24 protein-coding genes are annotated in these 22834 nt (G+C 60.4%); 15 read left to right on the top strand and 9 right to left on the bottom strand.

Annotated features, from left to right (window positions below; translation table 11 throughout):
- Together KBX13_RS06295 and KBX13_RS06290 are read left to right on the top strand one after the other, a co-directional pair.
- Nucleotides 1-207 (top strand): hypothetical protein (locus KBX13_RS06295; RefSeq protein WP_256021271.1); only part of this gene is annotated, 207 nt, incomplete at its 5' end.
- Between the two features lie 368 nt (nt 208-575).
- Nucleotides 576-1184: a cation transporter gene (locus KBX13_RS06290; protein WP_256000366.1), complete on the top strand. Its 609-nt coding sequence runs from the start codon at nt 576-578 to the stop codon at nt 1182-1184.
- Here KBX13_RS06290 and KBX13_RS06285 read toward each other — a convergent pair.
- The gene (locus KBX13_RS06285) at nt 1181-1786 is read right to left on the bottom strand and encodes a DNA-3-methyladenine glycosylase I (protein WP_256000367.1); all 606 of its coding nucleotides are present in this window, start codon (nt 1784-1786) and stop codon (nt 1181-1183) included. The two genes, KBX13_RS06290 and KBX13_RS06285, sit on opposite strands and share 4 nt — an antisense overlap.
- Before the next feature lie 53 nt (nt 1787-1839).
- Between KBX13_RS06285 and KBX13_RS06280 the strand changes: the two genes are divergently transcribed.
- Both KBX13_RS06280 and KBX13_RS06275 read left to right on the top strand, forming a co-directional pair.
- Complete coding sequence (locus KBX13_RS06280) at nt 1840-2247, top strand: DoxX family protein (RefSeq protein ID WP_070976133.1); 408 nt, start codon at nt 1840-1842, stop codon at nt 2245-2247.
- Nucleotides 2240-2908, top strand: a complete 669-nt coding sequence (locus KBX13_RS06275; protein ID WP_070479267.1) for a zf-HC2 domain-containing protein — start codon at nt 2240-2242, stop codon at nt 2906-2908. Before KBX13_RS06280 ends, KBX13_RS06275 begins: the two co-directional genes overlap by 8 nt.
- Nucleotides 2909-2912: 4 nt before the next feature.
- Here KBX13_RS06275 and KBX13_RS06270 read toward each other — a convergent pair whose 3' ends face one another.
- Nucleotides 2913-4469 (bottom strand): dolichyl-phosphate-mannose--protein mannosyltransferase, encoded by a 1557-nt coding sequence (locus KBX13_RS06270; RefSeq protein WP_252931167.1) that lies wholly within the window; start codon nt 4467-4469, stop codon nt 2913-2915.
- Nucleotides 4470-4587: 118 nt separating this feature from the next.
- On the opposite strand from KBX13_RS06270, the gene rsmI reads away from it, so the two are divergent.
- The 4 genes from rsmI (at nt 4588) to KBX13_RS06250 (ending at nt 10553) form a co-directional block, all read left to right on the top strand.
- The gene (gene rsmI, locus KBX13_RS06265; RefSeq protein WP_070479269.1) at nt 4588-5463 is read left to right on the top strand and encodes a 16S rRNA (cytidine(1402)-2'-O)-methyltransferase; all 876 of its coding nucleotides are present in this window, start codon (nt 4588-4590) and stop codon (nt 5461-5463) included.
- Between the two features lie 117 nt (nt 5464-5580).
- Nucleotides 5581-7398: a BCCT family transporter gene (locus KBX13_RS06260; RefSeq protein ID WP_084028600.1), complete on the top strand. Its 1818-nt coding sequence runs from the start codon at nt 5581-5583 to the stop codon at nt 7396-7398.
- Between the two features lie 89 nt (nt 7399-7487).
- Nucleotides 7488-9332, top strand: coding sequence for a methionine--tRNA ligase (metG, locus tag KBX13_RS06255; RefSeq protein WP_070363552.1), 1845 nt, complete (start codon nt 7488-7490; stop codon nt 9330-9332).
- 27 nt (nt 9333-9359) lie between these two features.
- The gene (locus KBX13_RS06250; RefSeq protein WP_141742267.1) at nt 9360-10553 is read left to right on the top strand and encodes an MFS transporter; all 1194 of its coding nucleotides are present in this window, start codon (nt 9360-9362) and stop codon (nt 10551-10553) included.
- Here the strand turns inward: KBX13_RS06250 and KBX13_RS06245 are convergent.
- Nucleotides 10534-10944 carry a DUF3806 domain-containing protein gene (locus KBX13_RS06245; protein ID WP_070362810.1) on the bottom strand — a complete coding sequence of 137 codons (411 nt, stop codon included), beginning with the start codon at nt 10942-10944 and terminating at the stop codon, nt 10534-10536. The two genes, KBX13_RS06250 and KBX13_RS06245, sit on opposite strands and share 20 nt — an antisense overlap.
- 12 nt (nt 10945-10956) lie before the next feature.
- On the opposite strand from KBX13_RS06245, the gene KBX13_RS06240 reads away from it, so the two are divergent.
- The 5 genes from KBX13_RS06240 (at nt 10957) to KBX13_RS06220 (ending at nt 16778) form a co-directional block, all read left to right on the top strand.
- The gene (locus KBX13_RS06240; RefSeq protein WP_070362809.1) at nt 10957-11796 is read left to right on the top strand and encodes a TatD family hydrolase; all 840 of its coding nucleotides are present in this window, start codon (nt 10957-10959) and stop codon (nt 11794-11796) included.
- A 188-nt stretch (nt 11797-11984) separates the two neighbouring features.
- Complete coding sequence (locus KBX13_RS06235; RefSeq protein WP_256021262.1) at nt 11985-13103, top strand: resuscitation-promoting factor; 1119 nt, start codon at nt 11985-11987, stop codon at nt 13101-13103.
- 11 nt (nt 13104-13114) lie between these two features.
- Nucleotides 13115-13960 carry a 16S rRNA (adenine(1518)-N(6)/adenine(1519)-N(6))-dimethyltransferase RsmA gene (gene rsmA / locus KBX13_RS06230; protein WP_256000370.1) on the top strand — a complete coding sequence of 282 codons (846 nt, stop codon included), beginning with the start codon at nt 13115-13117 and terminating at the stop codon, nt 13958-13960.
- Nucleotides 13957-14946, top strand: a complete 990-nt coding sequence (locus KBX13_RS06225) for a 4-(cytidine 5'-diphospho)-2-C-methyl-D-erythritol kinase (protein WP_256000371.1) — start codon at nt 13957-13959, stop codon at nt 14944-14946. Before rsmA ends, KBX13_RS06225 begins: the two co-directional genes overlap by 4 nt.
- Before the next feature lie 17 nt (nt 14947-14963).
- Complete coding sequence (locus KBX13_RS06220; protein ID WP_256000372.1) at nt 14964-16778, top strand: ABC-F family ATP-binding cassette domain-containing protein; 1815 nt, start codon at nt 14964-14966, stop codon at nt 16776-16778.
- Here the strand turns inward: KBX13_RS06220 and KBX13_RS06215 are convergent.
- On the bottom strand, nt 16775-17416 hold the full coding sequence (locus tag KBX13_RS06215) for a GntR family transcriptional regulator (RefSeq protein WP_070362805.1): 642 nt from the start codon (nt 17414-17416) through the stop codon (nt 16775-16777). The genes KBX13_RS06220 and KBX13_RS06215 overlap by 4 nt on opposite strands.
- A 171-nt stretch (nt 17417-17587) precedes the next feature.
- Between KBX13_RS06215 and KBX13_RS06210 the strand changes: the two genes are divergently transcribed.
- Nucleotides 17588-17911, top strand: a complete 324-nt coding sequence (locus KBX13_RS06210; protein ID WP_070362804.1) for a putative quinol monooxygenase — start codon at nt 17588-17590, stop codon at nt 17909-17911.
- A 47-nt stretch (nt 17912-17958) separates the two neighbouring features.
- Nucleotides 17959-18825, top strand: a complete 867-nt coding sequence (gene ppk2, locus KBX13_RS06205; protein WP_070362803.1) for a polyphosphate kinase 2 — start codon at nt 17959-17961, stop codon at nt 18823-18825.
- Nucleotides 18826-18910: 85 nt separating this feature from the next.
- Here ppk2 and KBX13_RS06200 read toward each other — a convergent pair whose 3' ends face one another.
- The 5 genes from KBX13_RS06200 to KBX13_RS06180 all read right to left on the bottom strand — a co-directional run bounded on the left by KBX13_RS06200 (nt 18911) and on the right by KBX13_RS06180 (nt 22822).
- Complete coding sequence (locus KBX13_RS06200; protein WP_168156192.1) at nt 18911-19054, bottom strand: hypothetical protein; 144 nt, start codon at nt 19052-19054, stop codon at nt 18911-18913.
- Nucleotides 19051-19839 (bottom strand): HtaA domain-containing protein, encoded by a 789-nt coding sequence (locus KBX13_RS06195; RefSeq protein ID WP_256021260.1) that lies wholly within the window; start codon nt 19837-19839, stop codon nt 19051-19053. The genes KBX13_RS06200 and KBX13_RS06195 overlap by 4 nt, the downstream gene beginning before the upstream one ends.
- 99 nt (nt 19840-19938) lie before the next feature.
- The gene (locus KBX13_RS06190) at nt 19939-20718 is read right to left on the bottom strand and encodes a heme ABC transporter ATP-binding protein (RefSeq protein WP_070362801.1); all 780 of its coding nucleotides are present in this window, start codon (nt 20716-20718) and stop codon (nt 19939-19941) included.
- A complete protein-coding gene (locus tag KBX13_RS06185; protein ID WP_070479285.1) occupies nt 20715-21758 on the bottom strand; it encodes an iron ABC transporter permease in 1044 nt (347 codons plus the stop codon). The genes KBX13_RS06190 and KBX13_RS06185 overlap by 4 nt, the downstream gene beginning before the upstream one ends.
- On the bottom strand, nt 21755-22822 hold the full coding sequence (locus KBX13_RS06180; protein ID WP_070362799.1) for a hemin ABC transporter substrate-binding protein: 1068 nt from the start codon (nt 22820-22822) through the stop codon (nt 21755-21757). The genes KBX13_RS06185 and KBX13_RS06180 overlap by 4 nt, the downstream gene beginning before the upstream one ends.
- Between the last annotated feature and the right edge of the window lie 12 nt (nt 22823-22834).

Raw genomic sequence — 22834 nt, 5'->3', positions numbered from 1 at the left:
GCGTCGAGGGGACGCTGGTTGGTGATCCAGTCAATGAAGATGGCAAACCGATATGCGCTGGTCTTGGCTGAGTTGGGATTGGTGAAGGTGTGCCCGCAGTCTGTGCAGCGCCATCGCTGTTTTCCGCTGGATGTGGTGCCCATTTTTGTGGCGGTGTGCTCGCATGCCGGGCATAGGGGCCTGTTGTGTTTTCTCTTTCTGTGTTGAGTTGGCATGCAGCTGGTTTAACAGTCTGCTGTCATAGCACATCCAACGCCTGAAGTGGTGGACCTTCCGGTCTACGGCAGGGAATCCCGATTCAACGAGCACTGTCCCGCCGTAGGCCCAGGCAGGACCTGGAATCCATATCCAAAAAAGCACACATTTTGTCGCTTAACCCGGTTTTGTTGTGTTTGTGCTGGCACCAAATTCCGGGTTTTTCGGCAAGCGGGCTGGCAAAAGCCCAGGTCGCATGATTGGGCTAATGGATTGCGGTGCCCAGCCAACGTTCAGGAACGTTTAGAACAGAGCAACCAACGTCGCTAGAGTGCTACAGGAGTGCTGCGCGCAAGACAGTCGAAGAAAAGGAGAACCTCGTGGCTACAGAACGGATCCGCCGAGCAGTACTGGTGGTTGCGCTGCTGAACTTGGCGTACTTCTTCGTTGAGTTTGTGGCGGCTGTTTCGATTGGGTCGGCGTCGTTGTTTGCGGATTCGGCGGACTTCCTGGAGGACACGGCGATTAACTTCCTGGTGTTCTTCGCGGTCGCTTGGTCTGCATCGCGGCGTCGTACGGCGGGTAGTGTGTTGGCGGCGTTGATTCTGATTCCGGCGGTCGCGGCGGTGGTGACCGTTGTTGCGAAGGTGCTGGACCCGGAGCCGCCATCGCCGGAGGGCCTTACGGGGGTCGCGGTTGGTGCGCTCGTGGTGAATGTCGTGTGCGCGGTGATTCTGCTGAGGCTACGGGACCAGGGGTCGTCGTTGGCGACGGGGGCGTGGCTGGCGGCGCGCAACGACGCACTGGCGAACCTGCTCATCATTGCGGCCGGGTTGCTGACGTTCGTGTGGTCCACTGCCTGGTTCGACATCATCGTTGGCGCCATCATCGCAGCGGTGAACTTCTCAGCTGCGAAGGAAGTCTGGGAGGCGTCCCGCGAGGAGTACGACTCGGTGGAGGAAGCCTTCGCAGAGATGGATGACGACTAGCTCCACACCCCGGAGGCTCCTCGCCGGTGTGTGCAGATCAGATTCGTGTCGATGATGCCAGTAGATTCCATGAGTGCGTACATCGTGACGGGGCCGACGAAGGTGAAGCCACGCTTCTTCAGGTCGCGCGCGAGGCGGCGTGACTCCTCAGACTGGGTTGGAACCTCCTCCATCGTGCGGGGTGTAGGTGTGGTTTCTGGCTGGTAGGACCAGATAAAGGTTGCAAGATCCGTGCCGGTTTCGCGCAACTCGCGGGTGGCGGACGCGTTGGTGAGCACCGCCTGGAGTTTGCGCCGGTTGCGAATCAGGGAGGCGTCGTCAAGAAGGTGCTCGATTGAGTCCATCCGTGCGAGGACGTCGGGGTCGAACCCGTGGAAGGCTTCGCGTAGGGCGTCGCGCTTTTGCAGAATGAGCTTCCACGACAATCCGACTTGGAACCCCTCGAGGCAGAGGCGCTCGAACATTCCGGCTTCGTCGCGGATGGGCATGCCCCATTCGGTGTCGTAGTAGTGGCGCAGGAGCGAATCGTGTGCGGCCCAGGGTGGGCGGCTGAGTCCGTCGTCGCCGATGATTGGGAATTGTTGCTTCGTTTCTTTATCCATACGTAGTTTGACGTTTTTCTGTCTGGTTCGGTTCCTTGAGTACTCTAGTGTGCATGAACAGGCCAGCAGTTCGAGATTTTGCGCTCTTAGTCATCCGCGCGGTGCTCGGGATCGTGTTTGTTGCGCGTGGGTACCAGCGCTGGTTTGAGCTGGGAATGCGGCGCACTGCGGAGGACTTTGCGGCGATTGGGGTGCCTCAGCCGACGCTGTCGGCGTACCTGGCGGGATTCGTTGAGCTGGTTGGGGGAGCGTTCCTCGTCATTGGTCTGCTGACTACGATCGTCGCGTCGGTACTTGCATTATTGGCGGTGGCGGCAACCTACTTCGTGCATTTGAGCAACGGTTTCTTCATTGCCGATGGCGGTATTGAATACACGATGGTGCTCGCCGCGGCGTTGTTCGTGGTCATCGTGTTCGGGCCGGGGCGCGCAAGCTTGGACGGGGTGCTCACACGTGATTAGCCATGACGAGATTCAGGCCTGCCTGTCCGCGCGGCTCGACGGGGAGCAACCATCGCTTGACGACGCCATCGTGGACGCCCACCTGGCGCAGTGCGAGGAGTGCGCCGCGTTTTGGGAGCAGGCGCTTTCCTTGTCGCAGACGGTGCGCTTTGCAGAGGTTGACGGCAATGTGGCTCCTCCGAGCGACCTCGCTGACGCGATCCTCGCTGGGGTCAACGACCCGTGGCACGCGATGATGCAGCGCCGACAAGTCAACGTGATGATTGGCAGGGCCGCGCTGTGTGCGATCGCGGTGTGCTGGATTGTGTGGGCCATCGTTGGGGTCGTCGGTGTGGGCGAGGCGTTGGCGCAGACTCCTGAGGTCGCCGCAGCCACGCTGATGGGGGTTGCGGTCCGCTTCGGCGTGGGCCTGTCGTTGGGGCTCGCGTCCTGGAAGCCTGCCCAGATCCCCGGCATCGTGTTGATCGTGGGGACGATGTTCACGTTTACCCTTGGGTTTGCGGTGCTTGATGCTGTGCAGCGTATCGGAGCAGTGGCACCGATGACGGTCATCGCTCCGGGAATCGCGTTGTTGGCGCTCGCCTGGACGTGGATCGCGGACAAAGGCGTGGCCATGCGCCGCGCGTGGCACTTGCTCAACGCAGACCCGACCGGCCTCTAGCGAACTACTTCCAGCTCGGGAACCACATGAGGGACTCGTAGTAGCCGTCGGTGACTCGAAGGCCGTACAGGATCGGACCCCAGTAGACGAAGCTTGCCGCCACAACGGCGAGGTAGACAATCACGATGATTTGGCCGGTGCGAATCGGGGCGCCGGTCAGCTTCACCAGCCACTTAGGTTCCCGTAGCGTGCCTTTCTTCGCGATGTTTCCGAGCGCCAGCGCGAGCAGCACTGCGGTAAACGGAATGAGCGCGGTGGCGTAGAAGAAGTACATCTGGCGGTCGAACGCCGCAAGCCACGGCAGGAAGCCTGCGGCGAAGCCGATGACTGGCACGATGACGCGGAAGTCGCGTCGGGTAATCCAGACCCACGCTGCCCACAGCAACGCGGGGATGGTGAGCCACCAGATCGCCGGGGTGCCGAACAGCGAAATCATTTCGCGGCAGGTGTTGCCGTCGCCGCACTCGATGTCGGTGGAGGAGTAGTAGAGGATCGGGCGTGCTGCGACGAGCCACGCCCACGGCTTGGAGTCCCATGGGTGCGAGTGCCCGCTAGAGCTCGTGAGGGAGCCGTGGAACTCAAGCACGGAGAAGTGGTAGTACAGCCATCCAGCAGCGGCATCCGGCAGGTTGGCCAGCCATGGCCAGTCGGATCCTGCGATCGTGCCGTCCGCCAGGGAGTGGCGGTACACAGAAGTCTCAGAGGCGAACCATGCGCGCCACGACCAGATATAGAGGAGTGCGGGCAACAGCACGATCGAGGCGAGTGCAGAGGGCACGTCGCGCACCAGTGCGCCAGCCAGTGGCTTCTCGACGCCATAACGCTTTCGCAGCCACAGATCCCAAAACGCAGACATTAGGCCGTAGAACGCGATGTAGTACAGCCCCGACCACTTCACACCGAGTGCCAGTCCGAGCAACACACCGGTTGCGAAACGCCACCAGCGGAACCCGAGGCGCGGCCCGTACGGACCCGAGGACTGCACAGCACCTGACAGCCAGGCGTCGTGCCAACGCTGGTGCACCTGACGCATGTCACCTGCGAGCGTCCACGCGGCGGCGACGATGAACAGCACCTGGAAGATGTCTAGCATGCCAAATTTGGCTGCGACCAGCAGCACGCCGTCGAAAAGCGCGATGACGCCTGCGATGGCTGCGATCGACGTTGACTGGCTCACGCGTCGGGCGAGCAGGAACGTGAACACGATTACTGCGGTACCAAAGAGCGCTGTCATGATGCGCCAACCCATCGGGGTGTAACCGAAGACGGTTTCACCAAGCGCGAGGAGCTGTTTGCCCAGCGGCGGGTGCACCACCAGCCCATAACCGGGGTTGGACTCGATGCCGCCCAGCACTGGGTTAAAGGAGCTGCGCACCATGTCCCAGCCCTGCGGCACGTAGTGTTTCTCGTCGAAGACCGGGGTGCCAGAAGACGTCGGCTGCACCAGCCCGAGGAAGCGCGTGAACAGCGCGAGGACCGTCAGTACCGCCAGCGTCACGGTGTCCCGGCGATGCCAAGGCACGCTGACTGGTGCTCCCGGCTGTGGCCTGCCAGGCTTCATCAACGCGGGCGTTGGCGACGCTTCACTCTGGACGGTATCGATGGGCGCATTGGTATTCACGTGAATGGATACTACTGTGTTCGCCGCATTATCTGTAGCTGCACCTAGTATCTATTGCATGGATAGTGCAGACACTCAAGCGACGTTGCAACACCAGTTTCCAACACGTGGGGTAGTGCTGGCCGCTACGCCGCTCGGCAATATTGATGACGCCTCGCAGCGGCTTCAGCACGCACTCGCGAACGCAGACGTGATTGCGGCGGAGGATACGCGGCGCACCCGCGCGCTAGCGGCAGCCTTGGGGGTGGAACCGCGTGGGAAGATCATCTCGAATTTTGACCACAACGAAGAGCAGCGGCGGGACGAGTTGCTCGTGGCTGCTCGCAATGGCGTTGTGCTCGTGGTGACCGACGCCGGCATGCCGATTGTGTCCGACCCTGGCCTTTCACTCGTTGCAGCGGCACACGACGCCGGCGTCCCCGTGACTTGCCTGCCTGGCCCCTCTGCTGTCACGACGGCGCTTGCGCTCTCAGGCTTGCATGTAGGGCACTTCATCTTCGATGGCTTTGCTCCACGCAAGGCAGGCGCGCGGGAAGCCTGGCTCAAGGAGCTTGTGCACCAACCGCGCGCCGTGTGCTTCTTCGAATCACCGCACCGACTGGCACAGACGCTTGCCGACGCCGCTTCGGTCCTCGGCCGCGATCGACGTGCAGCGGTGTGCCGCGAACTGACAAAAACGTACGAAGAAGTAAAGCGCGCGACACTTGGTGAACTCGCCGAGTGGGCCAAGGACGGAGTGAGGGGAGAAGTCACCGTTGTCATCGAGGGCGGTGACGCCGCAACAGCGGAGCCCGAAGACCTTGTGGAACTCGTCTTAGAGCTGGTAAGCGGGGGTATGCGGATGAAGGATGCAGTGAAGACTATCGCGAAGCAGCACGGGGTGAAATCGGGCGAATTATATGACCTCGCTCAGGAAGCTCGCAGCGCGGAATAGTCAGACTTTTTGGCTGAAAATGGGCACTACGTGGACGAATTGGATTAGATATAGCAGCCGAATTCAGTTAACCTGCTAAAGCTTTCTTATTTTCTATGGAATTGAGGAGAATTTTTCATGTCTCAGGGAGACCTGACCCAGGATCCGCATGATCCTGATGCAGAAACTCGGAGTACTGAACAGATAAATTCCGATGAAACCGAAATTGCCGCACCGTCTGCGACGAGCGAGCTTGCCGAGCTCATCGTTGCAGAGCGGCGCGGGGAGCGTAAAGAATCGGTCGACGCAGAGGAGCAGGTTGAGCTTGCTGCGGAGGACGAGAACGCGAAGATTGACTGGAGCATCGTTGTTCCGCTTCTCGTCGTGGTGGCGGCCGTCGTCGCTTGGGGCCTGTTAGCAACAGATAGTTTCTCGAGCTTTGCTGATACGTCCTTCAGCTGGGTGATTAACAACCTTGGCTGGGCGTTCGTGCTCTTCGGCACGATTTTTGTGTTCTTTGTCTTGGTAATCGCGTTTTCGAACTTCGGTACGATCCGCCTGGGCAAGTCGGACGAACAACCGGAGTTTAGAACGTCGTCATGGATTGCGATGATGTTCGCGGCAGGCATGGGCATTGGTCTGATGTTCTACGGTGCGTCTGAGCCGCTGGCGATGTACCGCGATGGTGTCCCTGGCCACCAGCCACACGAAGTGGGCACTGCGCTCGCGCAGACAATGTTCCACTGGAGCCTGCACCCATGGGCGATTTACGCGATCTTGGGCCTTGCGATCGCGTACTCGACGTTCCGCCTCGGCCGCAAGCAACTGCTCTCTAGCGCCTTCATCCCGCTGATTGGTGAAAAGGGCGTGAACGGTTTCTGGGGCAAGCTCATTGATGGTTTTGCAATTTTTGCAACGATTTTCGGTACCGCATGTTCGCTGGGCTTGGGCGCGATGCAGATTAGCTCGGGCCTGAACGCTTCCGGCTTTGTGGATTCGCCGTCGACGAAGCTGACGGTCGGCATCGTGTCCGTCCTGACTCTTGCATTCCTGCTGTCCGCGATGTCGGGCGTCGGCAAGGGAATCCAGTGGCTGTCGAACTTCAATATGGCGATTGCTGCGTTGCTGGCTATTTTCGTGTTCGTCTTCGGCCCAACCGTCAGCACCCTGAACTTCTTGCCGACGGGCGTCGGCGCATACCTGTCCCAGTTTTTTGAGATGGCTGGCCGTACCGCTGAGAACCAGAACGGTGAAGCAGGAGACTTCCTGTCCGGTTGGACCATCTTCTACTGGGCATGGTGGATCTCCTGGTCACCATTCGTTGGCACCTTCCTGGCACGAATTTCCCGTGGCCGCACGATTCGCGAGTTCTGCCTTGGCGTCATGCTGATTCCAGCAGGCCTGTCCACCGTCTGGTTCGCCATCTTTGGCGGCACCGCGATCAAGTTCGAGCAGGACGGTCGTTCCATTTACGGCGAGGGTACCTCGGAAGAGCAGCTCTTCAACCTGCTGCACCAGCTGCCTGGTGGCTTCTACATTGGTATTTTCGCGGTGATCCTGCTGGGTACGTTCTTCATCACCTCGGCTGACTCGGCTTCGACCGTGATGGCGTCTATGTCGCAGAACGGTAAATCGGATGCGAACCCATGGATCGCAGCTGTCTGGGGCCTTGGCACCGCGTTCGTTGGCCTGACGCTGCTGATCGCTGGCGGCTCTGACGCACTGGGCGCGCTGCAGTCTGTGACGATTGTTGCGGCAACCCCGTTCTTGCTCATCCTGATCTTGCTGATGTTCGCGATTGTGAAGGACGTGTCCAACGACACTATTTACCTGGACAAGAAGGAACAGGATCGCTTCAACCGCCAGTTGGCTATTGAACGCCGTATGCACCGCGACCAGCTCGAGCTTGATAGGAAGAAGGAGCAGGTCAAGCGCATGTTGCGTCCGCGTAACTAAGCTCTGACATCCTGCGGTGAATACCGCTCATGGCCCCGATATGACCCGAAACATGGGTTGTGTCGGGGCCATAACTTATGCTTAAGGGCATGACTTCTGCGAAGACTCAAAAAAATATCCTTGTGTGCGTTGCGTGGCCATATGCGAACGGCCCCCGCCACATCGGCCACGTAGCTGGTTTCGGGGTACCTTCTGACGTGTTTGCGCGCTATCAGCGTATGGCTGGCAACAACGTCCTGATGGTCTCCGGCACCGACGAACACGGGACCCCGCTGTTGGTGCAGGCGGACAAGGAAGGCGTGAGCGTCAAGGAGCTCGCAGACCGCTACAACGAACAGATCGTGCACGACTTGGCCGGTTTGGGTCTGTCCTACGACCTGTTTACTCGCACGTCGACTCGTAACCACTATGCCGTGGTGCAGCAGCTGTTTAAGGGACTGTACGCCAACGGTTACATGATCAAGGAGACGACGCAGGGCGCGATCTCTCCTTCGAATGGCCGTACGCTGCCGGACCGCTACATTGAGGGCACCTGCCCAATCTGCGGCGCGACTGACGCTCGTGGTGACCAGTGCGATACCTGCGGTAACCAGCTCGACCCAGCAGACCTGATCAACCCTGTCTCCAAGATCAACGGCGAGACGCCGAAGTTTGTTGAGACCGAGCACTTCATGCTGGATCTCCCGGCGCTGCACGACGCGTTGAAGACGTGGCTGAGCACCCGTGAGAAGTGGCGCCCGAACGTGCTGAAGTTCTCGTTGAACCTCTTGGAGGACATGCGTCCGCGCGCAATGACGCGTGACATCGACTGGGGCATCCCTATCCCGGTCGAGGACTGGCAGGACAACCCGTCGAAGAAGCTCTATGTTTGGTTTGACGCGGTGGTCGGCTACTTGTCTGCCTCGATTGAGTGGGCGGAGCGAAGCGGCAACCCGGATGCGTGGAAGACGTTCTGGCAGGACCCAGAAACGGCGAGCTACTACTTCATGGGCAAGGACAACATCACGTTCCATTCACAGATCTGGCCAGCGGAGCTGCTCGGCTACGCGGGCAAGGGCTCGCATGGTGGGCAAGAACACGAGCTGGGCACCCTGAATCTTCCGACTGAGGTTGTGTCCTCGGAGTTCCTGACCATGTCCGGTTCGAAGTTCTCGTCTTCGAAGGGCGTAGTCATCTATGTCAAGGACTTCCTGAAAGAGTTCGGTGCGGACCCGTTGCGCTACTTCATTGCGGTGGCCGGACCGGAGAACAACGACACGGACTTCACCTGGGACGAGTTCGTGCGTCGCGTGAACAACGAGCTGGCGAATGGCTGGGGCAACCTGGTCAACCGCACTGTGTCGATGGCGCACAAGAACTTCGGCGAGGTTCCAGAACCAGGAGAGCTCGCCGAAGTGGACGAGAAAATCCTTGAATTGGCGGAATCCACGTTTGTTTCCGCAGGCAAGGACTTGGCCGAGGCTCACTTTAAGAGCGCGATCACCAAGATCATGCACGTGGTCGGGGAGACCAACGCGTACATCGCGGACCAGGAGCCGTGGAAGCTCGCGAAGGATCCGGAACAGCGCACTCGTCTGGCGACGGTCCTGTGGACCGCACTGCAGGTGGTCAGCGACTGCAATGCGATGCTGACCCCGTTCCTGCCGCACACGGCGCAGAAGGTACACGAGACCCTCGGCCGGACTGGTGTGTGGGCGGCAGAGCCGTCCATCGTTGAGGTTCGCGATGACGCTGACTACGATCTCGTCGGCGTCGGCCTGCCGGAGCGCGGCCAGACCTACCTCACCATCACCGGCGACTACTCCGAGCAGCAGGCGACATGGAAGCGCGTGCCAATGGAGCCCGGCGTGGCACTGTCGAAGCCGAAGCCACTGGTGGCGAAGCTCGATCCGGAGCTCGGGGAGACCGGCCCGGAGTGGGCGCCTGTGCAGTAACGCTGCGGCAGCGCTAGAGTGCTTCGAGTGTTTGCTCTTGTACTTTTCGTCGCTGTCATTAGTGCCTCACTGAATTTGCGTGCGGGCATTGCCTCCGTCGGGTCTGTACTTGACCAGGTCATCGCATACTATGACGCCCCGGCATGGGTCGGTGGCGTCATCACGGCGATCCCCGGCACGCTCTTCTTCCTGGTCGGTATCTGTGCGGTACCGATTGCGCGGCGGTTTGGCCTCACCCCCGTCATTCTGGGCGCTGCGGGGTTGCTGACCGCGGGCTTGGGCTTGCGCCCCTTCGCACCCGATATCGCGATGTTCTTACTCGCGACGGTGGGCGCGGCCGGCGCCATCGCACTTATGAACGTGTTGCTGCCTGCGTGGATCAAGCAGCACGGTGGGCGCTACATCGTCGCCCTGACTACGGTGTACTCCGTAACCCTGGGCTTATCGTCGGCGGCTGGCCCGCTCAGCGCGTTGGTGACACCCTCGTGGCAGTCGGCACTCGGCCTGTGGGCGGTGACGGCTGTCGTGCAGCTGGCGGTTTGGGTATTTGTGCTCTTCAAATTCGGGAGGGACATCCCCGGGAGCAAGGCTTCGACCCCGCAGGACGGCGCGGTTGCTACGCCAGAAGCGCCGGTGTGGAAGTCGCTCACTGCGGTGGCCTTGATGCTCTTCTTCGGGTTGCAGTCAACCAGCGCGTATATCCAGATGGGGTGGTTGCCCGCCATTTTCATTGACGCCGGGGTTGCCCCTTCCACCGCAGCCACGGGACTGGGGCTGCTTGGCGCGGTAGGCATGGTTGGTGGGCTTGTGCTGCCGACGGTCATCTCTCGCGCGCGGACGCTGACGCCGCTGGTGGTGCTGTTTGCGCTCTCGACGGCCACTGGGTATCTCGGTTTGTACTTCGCACCGGCAGCATCACCGCTGGGCTGGAGCTTCCTCCTGGGCTTCGGCGGGTGCTGCTTCCCGCTAGCAATCGCACTGATCCCGGCGCGCACACGCGACCCGCTAGTCACTGCACGGCTGTCGGGTTTTGTGCAGCCGGTCGGGTACGTGCTCGCGGCAACGGGGCCGCTGCTCATTGGCGTGGCCTATGGGCGGATCGGGGAGTTCCAGCCGATCCTGATCGCGTTAGTCATCATGGCGTTGGTCATGGGGGCTGTTGGCATCGTGGCGGCGCGTCACGTCGTTATTGACGACGAGCTTAGTGTTGCAAGCCGCTGAGGAACTGCTCCAGGAACGTGGTGAGTTTGCCGGTTGCGTCGTCGTCGAAGCGGGCGTCGACAACCATGATGGGGGCGGTGTATTTGGGGGAGTTGGTGTCGGCATCGCGGACGACGACGAGGTCCGTGCCGTAGTCATCTTTCAGGAGTTTCCAGGTAAATCCGTAGTCGCGGACGAATGCGTCGCCGAGGGCGGTGCCGACGATACGGGCTGTGTCGCCGCGCGGGTAGCTGCGTTGTGCGTCGCGGGGAAGTGCAAGGAAATCCTCGAGTAACCCTTCGAACCGCTCGATGATTACTCGTGCAGGGCCATTGAGCCCCTGCGCCGCTGCCTCGGCGAGTGCGTTGTCGATGCTGGTTTGGGTCTGTGCGTCAATCGCGTGGAATGTCATAGGCTCTATCGTATGAGCAAAAAGAAACCTCGCCCGACACCAGTACCAGCAGCCCCTATACCAGGGCTTATCGACGCCCACACCCACCTGGCCTCTACCGGAGCCACCACGCAGGCGGATATCGATGCGATTATGGAGCGTGCGTTGAGCGCCGGTGTGGAGCGGGTATGCACCGTGGGCGATGGGCTCGCGGAAGCAGAGCAGGCGCTTGCTGCCGCGCACATGCATGAGGGCGTGTTCGCAGCGTGCGCGATCCATCCGACGCGAGCCGCCGAGCTCGACGACGCGACGCGGGAACGGCTCACGCAGATGGCCTCGGACGCTCGGTGTGTTGCGGTGGGGGAGACAGGCATCGATACGTATTGGATCCGCCACGACGCCGAGAACACCGCTGACCTTGCCACGCAAGAAGAGGCGTTTCGTTGGCACATTCAGCTCGCCGTGGACTCCGGCAAGGCATTGATGATCCATAACCGTGAGGGGGATGCGGACATGATGCGGATTCTCGCGGATACGCCGAAACCGGAGCATGTGATTTTGCACTGCTTCTCCTCGCCCCTTGACGTGGCGCGGGAGGCGATTGAGCGTGGCTATGTGCTCTCCTTTGCCGGCAACGTTACGTTTAAGCGCAATGAGGAGCTGCGGGAGGCGGCGGCTCTGGCGCCGGTGGGCCAGCTGCTCATCGAAACCGATGCGCCGTATATGACCCCGGAGCCGTTTCGAGGTTCGCGCAATGAGCCATCGCTGATTGGGCATACGGCACACGTGGTTGCGCAAGCTCGGGGAGTGGACGTCGAGACGCTGGCGAGCGAGGTATCCGCTACCTTCGATCGCGTCTATGGTCTGGGATGATGCTGTGCACGTGTCCGGGAACACACTGGGCGCAAGTAAGCGTTGTCCCAGGTCGGCTGTGAGTGGTGTGAATCGCGTGGCGCGAGTGAACGTGTCCACCATGGTGTGCAAACATGTGCTGGTAAAACGGTAGAAGTTACCGTATTGTTATCGAAGTATTATTTCGTGACGAAGGGGAATGACGCTTTATGGGCTCGCGTATCCAGCACAACAACACCGCAACGAAGCGAATCGCCGTCGGGGCACTCGCAGGTGTTGTCATTGCAGCCGGTACCACCACGGCGCTCACCGCGCAGAAGGACGTCACAGTGGACGTCAACGGTGAGGCGACCTCGCTGAAGACCTTCTCGGGTGACGTCGCGGGTGCGTTGCAGGCTGCGGGCGTTGAGGTCAAGGACAGTGACGTTGTGTACCCGGCGCCTGCTGAGAAGCTGTCGAACGGCGATACCGTGACCGTTCGTACTGCGAAGCCAGTCGCCGTCGTCGTCGACGGGGTGGCAAAGGAAATCACCTCGACAGCGCTGACTGTTGGGGAAGTCATGGACGAGGTGGGTGTGTCCCCGGCTTCCTCGTCGGACCTGGACAAGGACACCAAGCTTGTCGACGGCCTCAATGTCGACGTGACCACCCCGAAGATCATCGCGATCAATGACGGCGGGAACGTGACCTACGCGTCGGTTGCGAAGAAAACCGTAGGCGAGCTCCTCGCGGACCGTGGCATCACCTTCGACTCCGATGATCGTTTGAACCACCCGCTTGATGCCGCGGTGTACCCGAACATGGAGATCGTGCTCGACCGCGTCAACGTGGTGAAGCGTGCTGAGGTCCTGCCAATCGAGGCACCGGTTGAGTACGTCGATGATGAAGAGCTGGAAACCGGCAACGAAGAGGTGCTGGAGGAAGGCAAGGACGGGGAGAAGGAAATTCTCCACGAGACCGTTCTGGTCAATGGCAAGGTTGAATCCGAGGGCATTGCAGGTGAGCGCGAGGTTCGTGCGCCAAGGGCGGCGAAGGTGCGACGCGGTACCAAGGAGTCGGCGAATGCTCCCGCAGTAGCAGCTGGTTCGGTATGGGACACGTTGGCGCAGTGTGAGTCTGGCGGCAACTGGTCCATCAACACGGGTAATGGCTACCACGGCGGCTTGCAATTTTCTGCGTCGACGTGGGCAGCGTACGGCGGCACCCAGTACGCGCCGACCGCTGACCAGGCGACCCGCGAGCAGCAGATCGCAATCGCCCAGAAAACGCAGGCATCCCAGGGGTGGGGTGCGTGGCCTGCATGTACCGCACGGATGGGGTTGCGCTAACCTCGTCAGGTATGAGCGAAACCCAACTGCTTGGCCCGGTAGAAATCCGTGAGCTTGCGGCTGCACTAGGTGTCACCCCAACGAAACGGCTGGGGCAGAACTTCGTGCACGACCCGAATACCGTGCGGCGTATCGTTGCCGCAGCGGAGCTTTCCCCAGACGACCGCGTGGTCGAGGTCGGTCCTGGTCTCGGGTCACTGACGCTTGGCCTGCTCGATGAGGCAGCGCACGTGACAGCGCTTGAGATCGATGACAGGCTGGCACAGCAGCTGGGTAAAACCGTGGAGCTTCGCGCACCTTCGGCCGCGAGCAAGCTGGATATCGTGCACATGGATGCACTGAAGACTACGCAGCGTGATGTTCCCGGGGAGCCAACGGCCCTCGTTGCGAACCTGCCGTACAACGTTTCTGTGCCGGTGTTGTTGCACCTGCTTGCGGAGTTCCCCTCCATTCGCCGCGTGCTCGTGATGGTGCAGAAGGAGGTCGCTGACCGCCTTGCCGCGAAGCCAGGCACGAAGATTTACGGCGTTCCTAGCGTAAAAGCGGCGTTTTATGGCGAGGTGTCGCAGGCAGGGACCATCGGCAAGCACGTCTTCTGGCCGGCTCCGAATATCGAGTCCGGGCTTGTTCGCATCGACGTCGATCCCGAGCGCGACCGCAGCGTGCGCGACAAGGTCTTCCCACTTATCGACGCCGCCTTCGCCCAACGCCGCAAGACGCTGCGTTCAACGCTCGCATCGGTGTACGGTTCCCCCGCGGAAGCCGAGTCTGCGCTGCGCGCGGCCGGCATCGATCCTGGACTGCGTGGTGAGAAGCTCGGGGTGGAGGACTTTGTCAGGCTGGGGGAGGCTCGATGAGCAACACGCGGGAGATTGTTGCATCAGCGCCCGGCAAAGTGAACCTGCATCTCGGCGTCGGCAACGCGCGTGCTGACGGCTACCACGAGTTGGTAACGGTTTTCCAGGCCGTCGAGCGCCGCGAGCGAGTTCGCATCGTCGTCGAGGATGAGTCGGCATGCGTCGAATCTGGCTCCGTGGTCGTTGGGATGCAGACGCACTTCCACGTGGACGTACCAGACGAGGATATCGATACGCCTCGAAACCTGACGTGGCGTGCGGTCGATGCCGTCGTCGACGCCGTCCGGGCCCGCAGTGGCGTGCAAGGATTGTCGTTGCCGAAGGCGAAGCTGGTCGTCGACAAGCATGTGTTTGTGGCAGGCGGGATGGCGGGCGGCTCCGCAGATGCCGCGGCTGGGCTCGTCGCGGCGAACGCCTACGTGGAACGGTACTGCGGTGAGCGGCTCAGCGAAGAAGATCTCTACGACCTTGCAGTCGGGCTGGGAGCGGACGTGCCGTTTGCTCTCCACGGACACACAGCGCTCGGCACCGGGCGTGGCGACGCCCTCGTTGAGGTCCTCGGACGCGGCACGTACTGGTGGGTGTTTTGCAACCCGAAGATTGGGATCTCGACGGGCAAGGCCTTCGAAACACTCGATGACCTGCGTCACGACAACCCGGCGCTCGTACCGCATTTGGACACGGCCGCGCTGTCGCAGGCACTCGTGACGGGCGACCCGCGCGAGCTAGCGAAGCACCTGCACAACGATTTGGAAGCTGCAGCGGTGGCGATGCGCCCACGCATCGCAGCCCTGATCACACGCATCGAATCCGAAACTGAACTTGTAGCCCGCGCGATTGTTTCTGGGTCCGGGCCGACGATCGCCGCACTGTGCTTCGACGAAGAAGCCGCGCGGGCGCTTGAAACGGTGCTTCGTGACAACGTCGAGGGCGTCGAGGTGTTCTGTACTTCCGGCCCGTCTGCGGGGGCGCAACTCGAGGCGTAGGCTACGATGGGTTTGCTATGGCGAACCTGATCAACCTCGAAAACGTATCCAAAACCTGGGGCTTAAAAACACTGCTCGACGGTGTCTCCCTCGGAATCCAGACCGCCGATCGCATCGGCATCGTGGGCGTCAACGGCGGCGGGAAAACAACGTTGCTTGAGGTGCTCACCGGCATCGAAGCCCCGGACAGCGGGCGCGTGTCGCACAACTCTGACCTACGCATGGCGGTGGTGACACAACGCTTCGAAATTCACGACGACGCCACCGTCGGCGACGTCGTCGTCAAACCCTTGGGTCTCGAGACGTACGAGTGGGCGTCGAATAGCAAGGTGCGAGAGGTTCTCCAAGGAACAGGCGTGGCTGCCCTCGGGCTGGACACCCCGGTCGGGGAGCTTTCTGGTGGTGAGCGGCGCCGCGTGAGCCTCGCCGCGGCCCTTGTGCAGGACTTAGATCTCGTCGTGCTTGACGAGCCGACGAACCACCTTGACGTCGAGGGCGTGCAGTGGCTGGCATCCCACCTCATGCAGCGCAAACTCGCAGTCGTGGTGGTTACGCACGACCGCTGGTTCCTCGATACCGTCGCTACGCTGACCTGGGAGGTCCACGACGGCACCGTCGACGTCTACGAGGGTGGCTACAACGACTGGACGTTCGCCCGCGCCGAGCGTGCCCGCCAGGCCGACGCCATCGAGCAGCGTCGTCAGAACTTGGCGCGCAAAGAACTCGCGTGGCTGCGCCGAGGCGCCCCTGCACGCACGTCAAAACCGCGATACCGCATCGAAGCAGCCGAAGCTCTCATCGCAAATGTTCCGCCACCACGCGACAAGGTCGAGCTGATGGCGTTTTCCAAGCAACGCCAGGGCAACGTCGTCATCGAGTTTGAGGACGCCCGCATCGACGCTCCTGACGGGCGCACGCTCGTCGACCACCTCACGTGGCGGCTCGCGCCGGGCGAGCGCATCGGTCTTGTTGGTGTCAACGGTTCCGGAAAGACGACGTTGCTGCGGACGCTTGCCGGTGACTACCCGCTTGCTGCCGGCAAGCGCATCGAAGGCCTGACCACACGGATTGGGTGGCTGCGACAGGAACTCGACGACCTCGACCCAACGAGGACGGTGCTCGACTCTGTGGAGGACGTCGCGCACTACATCACGTTGGGTAAGAAGGAGGTTTCGGCATCCCAGCTCGCGGAGCGCCTCGGGTTTAGCCCGAAGCGCCAGCGCACACCTGTTGGGGACCTCTCCGGCGGTGAGCGTCGTCGACTCCAACTGACGCGTGTGCTGATGAGCGAGCCGAACGTTTTGCTCCTCGACGAGCCCACGAACGACCTTGACATCGATACATTGCAAGAGTTGGAAGACCTGCTTGATGGTTGGCCAGGGACGCTCGTCGTGATTTCACACGACCGCTACCTCATCGAGCGTATTGCAGACACCACCTATGCGCTGTTCGGCGACGGAACACTCAGCAACCTGCCGGGCGGGATTTCGCAATACCTCGAGCAGCGAGCTGCGATGGGCACCCAAACGGGTCCACTCGATTTGGGGGAGAAGACCGAAAACTCCGAAAAAGCTGCCCCCGTGGAGGAACCGCGGCTGTCATCGCAGGAAGAACGTGAGATCCGGAAGCGGATGAAAGCGCTTGAGCGCAAGATCGCGACGGCGGAAGCACGTGCCAAGGAGTTGGAAGCGCAGATTGCCGACATGTCGGGTGAAGACGCGCCGGATTTCGAAGCGATCGGCGCGAAGACGCAGGAATTGCAGCGCACCAACGATGGCCGCGATGAGCTAGAAATGGAGTGGCTTGAGCTTGGGGAGCAGCTCGAGCACTAAATCGGGTACCCGTTATTGATCTTCTCGATCAGGTCGTTCACAATACGACCCTGCTCGAGAAGTGCTTCCTGCAGGTAGTCGGACGCCTCGTGGCGCTTTTCTTTGCGCAGCAGCTCCACAATGTGCTCGTTGACGGAGATGAACTGGCGGTTAAACGACGGCTGCTGCTGAATAATCGGAAGCGTTGCCAAGCGCATGAACGCGTCAAGCTGGTCCATGGTGTCGCCGAGGGTCTTCGAGCCCATTGCGGAGAGCACCACGTGGTGGAAAGCCTGGTTCACGGCCGTCAGCAGGTCATCGTCGTCCTGAGCGATTGCCTCGCGGGCTTCAGTGTTGAGTTTTTCGAGACGGTCAACATCGAGCTCTTCGCCCCAAAGGAGAGCCGCAGGCTCGATTGCGGCGCGCGCACGGTAGGTGTCAGTGACGAAGTCCGGGGAAGGAGTGGCGAGGAATACGCCACGGTTCGGAATGCGCTCACAAAGACCTTCTGACGTAAGCATTGCAAATGCTTCGCGGAGGGTATTTCTGGATACCTCGAAACGCTCAGCGAGGGCAACCTCGTTGAGCTTCTGGCCTGGGGAGAACTCACCACGCGAAATCGCGCGGCGGACCTCAGAGGCAACGTTTTGAGCAAGCATGGCATCCGTAAGTGTAGAACTATTTATTTAAGCTAGTCAGCAATGGTAAATAGAACCATCGGCCGACAACTGTTACGAGTATAACGCATCTATTGTTGAACAATTAACTGAGCAGCTTCGTAGCCAAAAGCGTCGGCTGACAACAATGCGAGATATGCGTAGGGTGGTGGCATGATTTTGATCAACGTTCGTTACAAGCCACTGCCAGAATACGTCGAGACATTTCGTCAAGAGGTAGAGGAATTCACCAACGCAACCCGCGCAGAGCCGGGCTGCATCTTCTTTGACTGGTACCGCAGTGAAGAGGATAAGAACGAATACCTGCTCATCGAGGCATTCCACGACGATGCCGCGGAAGCGCACGTGAACTCCGATCATTTCCGCGCCGCCCAGGAGCTGTTCCCGAAGATTCTGAAGGAAACCCCGACCATCATCAATACCCTGATCGAGGGTAAGACCGAGTGGGATACCATGGCTGAATTCAAGGTGGACTAGCCGAATCGGCTTAATTTCTCCCCGCTTTATGGGTACGGTTAGTACCTATGAGTGAAGAGAAGAATTCCACCAAGCCCCCGAAACTTTCCAAGAAGGCGTACGAGAAAGAACTCGTACGCCTTCAAGCTGAGTTGGTGGCAATGCAGCAGTGGGTCGTCAAGACCGGAGCGCGTGTTGTCATCGTGATGGAGGGGCGCGACGCGGCAGGCAAAGGCTCCGCAATTAAGCGCATCACCCAGTACCTGAACCCGCGCACCTGCCGTATTGAGGCGCTGCCGAAGCCAACTGAGCGCGAGCAGACGCAGTGGTACTTCCAGCGCTACGTCGAAAAGCTCCCCGCCGCAGGCGAGATCGTCATCTTCGACAGGTCCTGGTACAACCGCGCCGGCGTTGAGCGCGTGATGGGGTTCTGCACCACGGAGGAATACCGTCGGTTCCTACACCAGACACCGATCTTTGAACGCCTCCTCGTTGAGGACGGCATCATGCTGCGTAAGTACTGGTTCTCTGTATCGGATGAAGAGCAGTACAAGCGATTCCAATCCCGCCGGGAAGACCCGCTGCGCCAGTGGAAGCTCTCGCCAATGGACCTCGAGTCCATTACAAAGTGGGAGGACTACTCCCGAGCCAAGGATGAGATGTTTATCCACACGGATATTCCTGCGGCGCCGTGGTACACGGTTGAGTCGGAGGATAAGAAGCGCTCGCGCATCAATGTGATTTCTCACCTCTTGTCGACGATCCCCTACGAGCACATTGACCCTGATCTGCCAGAGATCCCTGAACGCCCAGAGATTATTGACTACGAGCGACCTCCGCGCGACGAGTTCCGTTACGTGCCCGATGCTGCTGCAAAGCTGGAACTCTCCAAGGTGAGCAGCAAGAAAAAGAAGAAGGGCAAGAAGAACTCCTAGTTTGGTGTGTTGCCCAAATGGAGAAACCCAGCCATACCATGAGGTGGCTGGGTTTCTTGTTTTGCGGTCTGTATATCTCTGTATATCAAGGAATCGTTGGTAGCTGGATCCCGAGAATCGTCCCTGCGCCCTGGGCGAGTGCGGCGACGGTCATTACGACGCCAGCGATCGCCATGAGTGAAGTGATCACCGTGGTGATGTGTCCGCCGACGTTATCGACGGCGCTCATACGAGCTTCCCGAGCATCGCCTGGAAACCTGGCTGGCTCGCTGCAAATGCAAGGCCACCGAGGGCCGCGATTGCGGCAAGCACGATTCCGACGATCGCGCCGGTTCCAAGGCTTGATCCTTCCGGCGTGGGAGTGGGCGTCGTCTGTGCGGGAGCATCCTTGAATTTCAGTGCAAGGGCTACCTTGGAATCCGCGAAAGGCTCACCGGCCTTGTACTGCTTATCGAAGATCGCGGAGCCGTCCTCTGTCAGTTTGGTCGGGGTGAAGGTCGCAGCGAATTGGTTGTTCTTGTTAGCCTTCAGCGGCTGTTGGACGTCGAACTCGACGATGCGCTTATCGTCGCCGGTCAACGTGGTGGTCTCTGCACCGGGCATAGCGCCCTTGCGGACATAGTCTGCCTGGAGGAACCCTTTAGCCCCTTCGATGACGACCTTGAAATCAGACAACTGGATATCCATCGCACCGTGGTGTGCGTTGATACTGATAGCGCCGTCGAGGGCTATGACCCCTTCGCCAGTTGCCGTGAGCTTGGACTCCTTTGCATTTACTGGCAAGGCGAAGTCAACCAGCTTGCTCGCGTCAAGTACCTTTTCTGCCCCATCGGACGCCGTGATGGTTGCTGCGGCAAACGGCTTCTGGATGTAGCTCAGGAATGATCCCTTGATGTTCCAGTTTGCGTGCCCGGACTCGAGCGTTGGGGCTTCCGCGAATGCGCTCGGCGCGACGAGGGCAGTAGAAGCAAGGAAGGCAGCGGTGAGGGTTGCCAGAGTGGTGGAGCGAGACATGTACGTCCTTTCATGAGTAATCGCAACCACACCGAATGGTGAGGTTAGGCTAACCTTAAATATTGGTTGGGGTTTGGTCAACGGCCGGGGGTAATGGGGCTAGGTCGCACCTGTCATAGGGGAGCAGTTTGCCTCATGAGGCGCGATGAAAACACGATTTCCGTCGTGCAGGACCGTAATAGGCCAGTCGTAGATCTCGCTCAGAATGTGGTCCTGGTACACCTCGGCCACCGGCCCCGCTGCCGCAACAGCCCCCTGCTTCAAGCACACCACGTGGTCGCAGTACCGCGCAGCAAGCTGAAGATCGTGGAGCACGACGATCACGGTCGCGCCATCACGTGCCAAGGTGCGGGCGACGCCCATCGTCTGCTCTTGGAAGCGCACGTCCATCGCGGCAGTTGGTTCGTCGAGAAACACCACAGGTGTTCGCTGTGCCAAGACTCTGGCAAAGGCCACACGGGCGCGCTCACCACCGGAAAGCGTGAACATCTCTCGTTCCTGGAGGTGCGTGATGCCCGTCGCGGCGAGCGCTTGGTTGACGATGGTGGCGTCGTCAGGCTGAGTGCCCCACGGATGGCGCCCCATCTCGACGACGTCGCGCACCAAGAACGAAAAGGCGACACTGACATCCTGAAGCATGACGGCACGCGTCCGAGCGAGTTGATGAGCGGTGCACCCAGATACATCCTGACCTACAAGCTGGACGCTTCCGCTCGAGAGGGATGTATCGCCGGAGAGTGCAGCGAGCAATGTAGACTTGCCAGCTCCGTTGGGGCCGATGAGGCCGGTGACCTCTCCACTCTGCGCGGACATGCTGACATCGTGGAGTATTTCGCGCCCCTGTCTATGGACTGTGACATGTGAAGCGGTAACTGTCATTGTGCATGGCCCTTTCGCATCATCTGCCGCAGCAGGAAGAAGAAGGTCGGCCCGCCAATCAGCGCTGTGAAAATACCGATTGGCAGGTCAGCGAATGGAATGATTGTGCGGGAGAGGATATCGCCAGCACCGATCAAAAGCGCGCCACCGAGTGCAGAAGCCGGGACAAGCACCGTATTGGACGGGCCGACCGCAGTGCGCACGATATGTGGGACGACGAGTCCTACGAACCCGATCAACCCAGCGAAGGAGACCGCTGCGGCTGTAAGCAATGTCGATAGTGCGATCGCCAACATGCGCAGGCGTGCGACGTTGATGCCTACATGGAATGCAGCTTGGTCGCCCAAAGCGAGGATGTCGAGCTTGCGCACAAAACACATGGCACATGCCAATGCGAAGGTGACAACGGCAGCTACCACCCCAGTTTGCGCCCAACTCGCCCCAGCGAGACTGCCCATCTGCCAGAAAACGATCTGTTCCCGCGCCGTGGTGGGGGCGATGAATGTGAGTGCTGAAATGCATGCGCCGCAGATAGCGTTCGCTGCGATGCCTACTAGAACCAGGTTCAGGACGCGGACTCTGCCACCTGAACGCGCTAGCTGGTACACCACCACGGTGACGAATATGCCCGTTGCGAACGCGAAGATCGGCACGGTCATCGTTCCGAATGTGGTGATGCCGAATACGGTGGCGATTGCTGCGCCTACACCTGCCCCGGTGCTGACGCCAACGACGCTTGGTTCTGCTAGGGGGTTGGCAAATACGGACTGCATGAGCGCCCCGCCTGTTCCCAGTGCCGCGCCGACGCAGAGTCCTAGAACGAGCCTCGGGATGCGGATTTGCCACAATACTGATGCTTCGAGTGTGGACGCTGACATTGGCCCTGCGGTAAGGATCGGCCAGAGCTCGCCGGGGGAGAACTCAAACTGGCCTACAACGAGAGAGGCAATGGCCGTGAGCACTAGCAGGGAAGCGGTGGCTGCGAAAAGCACAATTCTTCCAATGCGTCGTGCATGGATTGCTCCGTGGTGCTCGCTCATAGCTGCTCTCCGTAGAGAGCGTGCGCCGCGCGCAGCAGCAGTTCGCCAGTTTGAGGTCCGAACGCAAGTGAGTCACCGTCGGGAAGCGCCAGGACTCGCCGGTGCTGCCCCGCGGTGGTTTGTGCGACGCCGGGACGTTGGAGGAGGCCTTCAATATCGCCTGTGGACTGGAGCCCACCGTTCATCATGACGAACACTTCGGGGTTTACCTCGGCGAGCGCCTCAGGGCTTGCAGGCGAAGGCTGACCGATGCCGTGCTCGGAATTGACGTCCCTGCCACCTAGAGCAGTGATGAGTTCTTCAGTTCCTTCTTCACGCCCGAGTAGATAGAAGACGCCACCGGTGCCGCGAGCATACAAAAACGACATTCGCAGTGGTTCTTCAGGTGCCACCGCAGCGATTGCGTCGAGCGCTTGCTGGACTTCTTTCTCGCTGCGTTCGGCGAGGAGGCGGCCTGCCTCAGGCTCACCGACGAGGGTTGCCACATTAGTGATGTCCTCCGCGATCGAGGCCAGCGAACGCGTCGGCTCCAGCATCACAGTGGTGATACCGGCTGCCCGTAGCTGGTCGATCGCCTCAACTGGTCCTACTGAGCGGTCGACAAGCACCAAGGTGGGACGAAGATTCAGAATGGCCTCGACGTTGAGCGAATGCCCGTTTTCCGTGACTACGGGCAGATGCGCAAGCGACGGCTCCGAGGAACTTACGGTCCGCCCGACGATGTTGTCTGCCATGCCGACACCACGAAGCGTCTTGGTGAATGTGCCGTATAGGTCTAGTGCAAGGATGCGGGAGGTATCAGTAATGGTGACGTCGTAACCGTCCGCATCGGTCACTTCGACGGGCAGAGCTTGTTCCCGTGGCGTATCGATTGGCTCGACCTCGGAGATCTCAGAGACCATCGAAACCCCTTGCGCCTGGTGTGGGTCCCCGTTTGTCTGCAGCGACTCCGCGAGCTCGTTGGTGGTGTGTTGTGTTGGGTTGTCCCACTCCGCACACCCGCCGAGGCTCAGCGTTATCGCAGTCGCGGTAACCAAGGAAAGAGTGGTTTGCAGCATTTTCATAGTGTCATATCT

Source organism: Corynebacterium sp. CCUG 51687, from assembly GCF_024453995.1.
Taxonomy (GTDB): Bacteria; Actinomycetota; Actinomycetes; order Mycobacteriales; family Mycobacteriaceae; genus Corynebacterium; species Corynebacterium pseudogenitalium.
The sequence above is the reverse complement of the archived record's forward strand: the minus strand, read 5'-3'. Positions and strand labels throughout refer to the sequence as shown.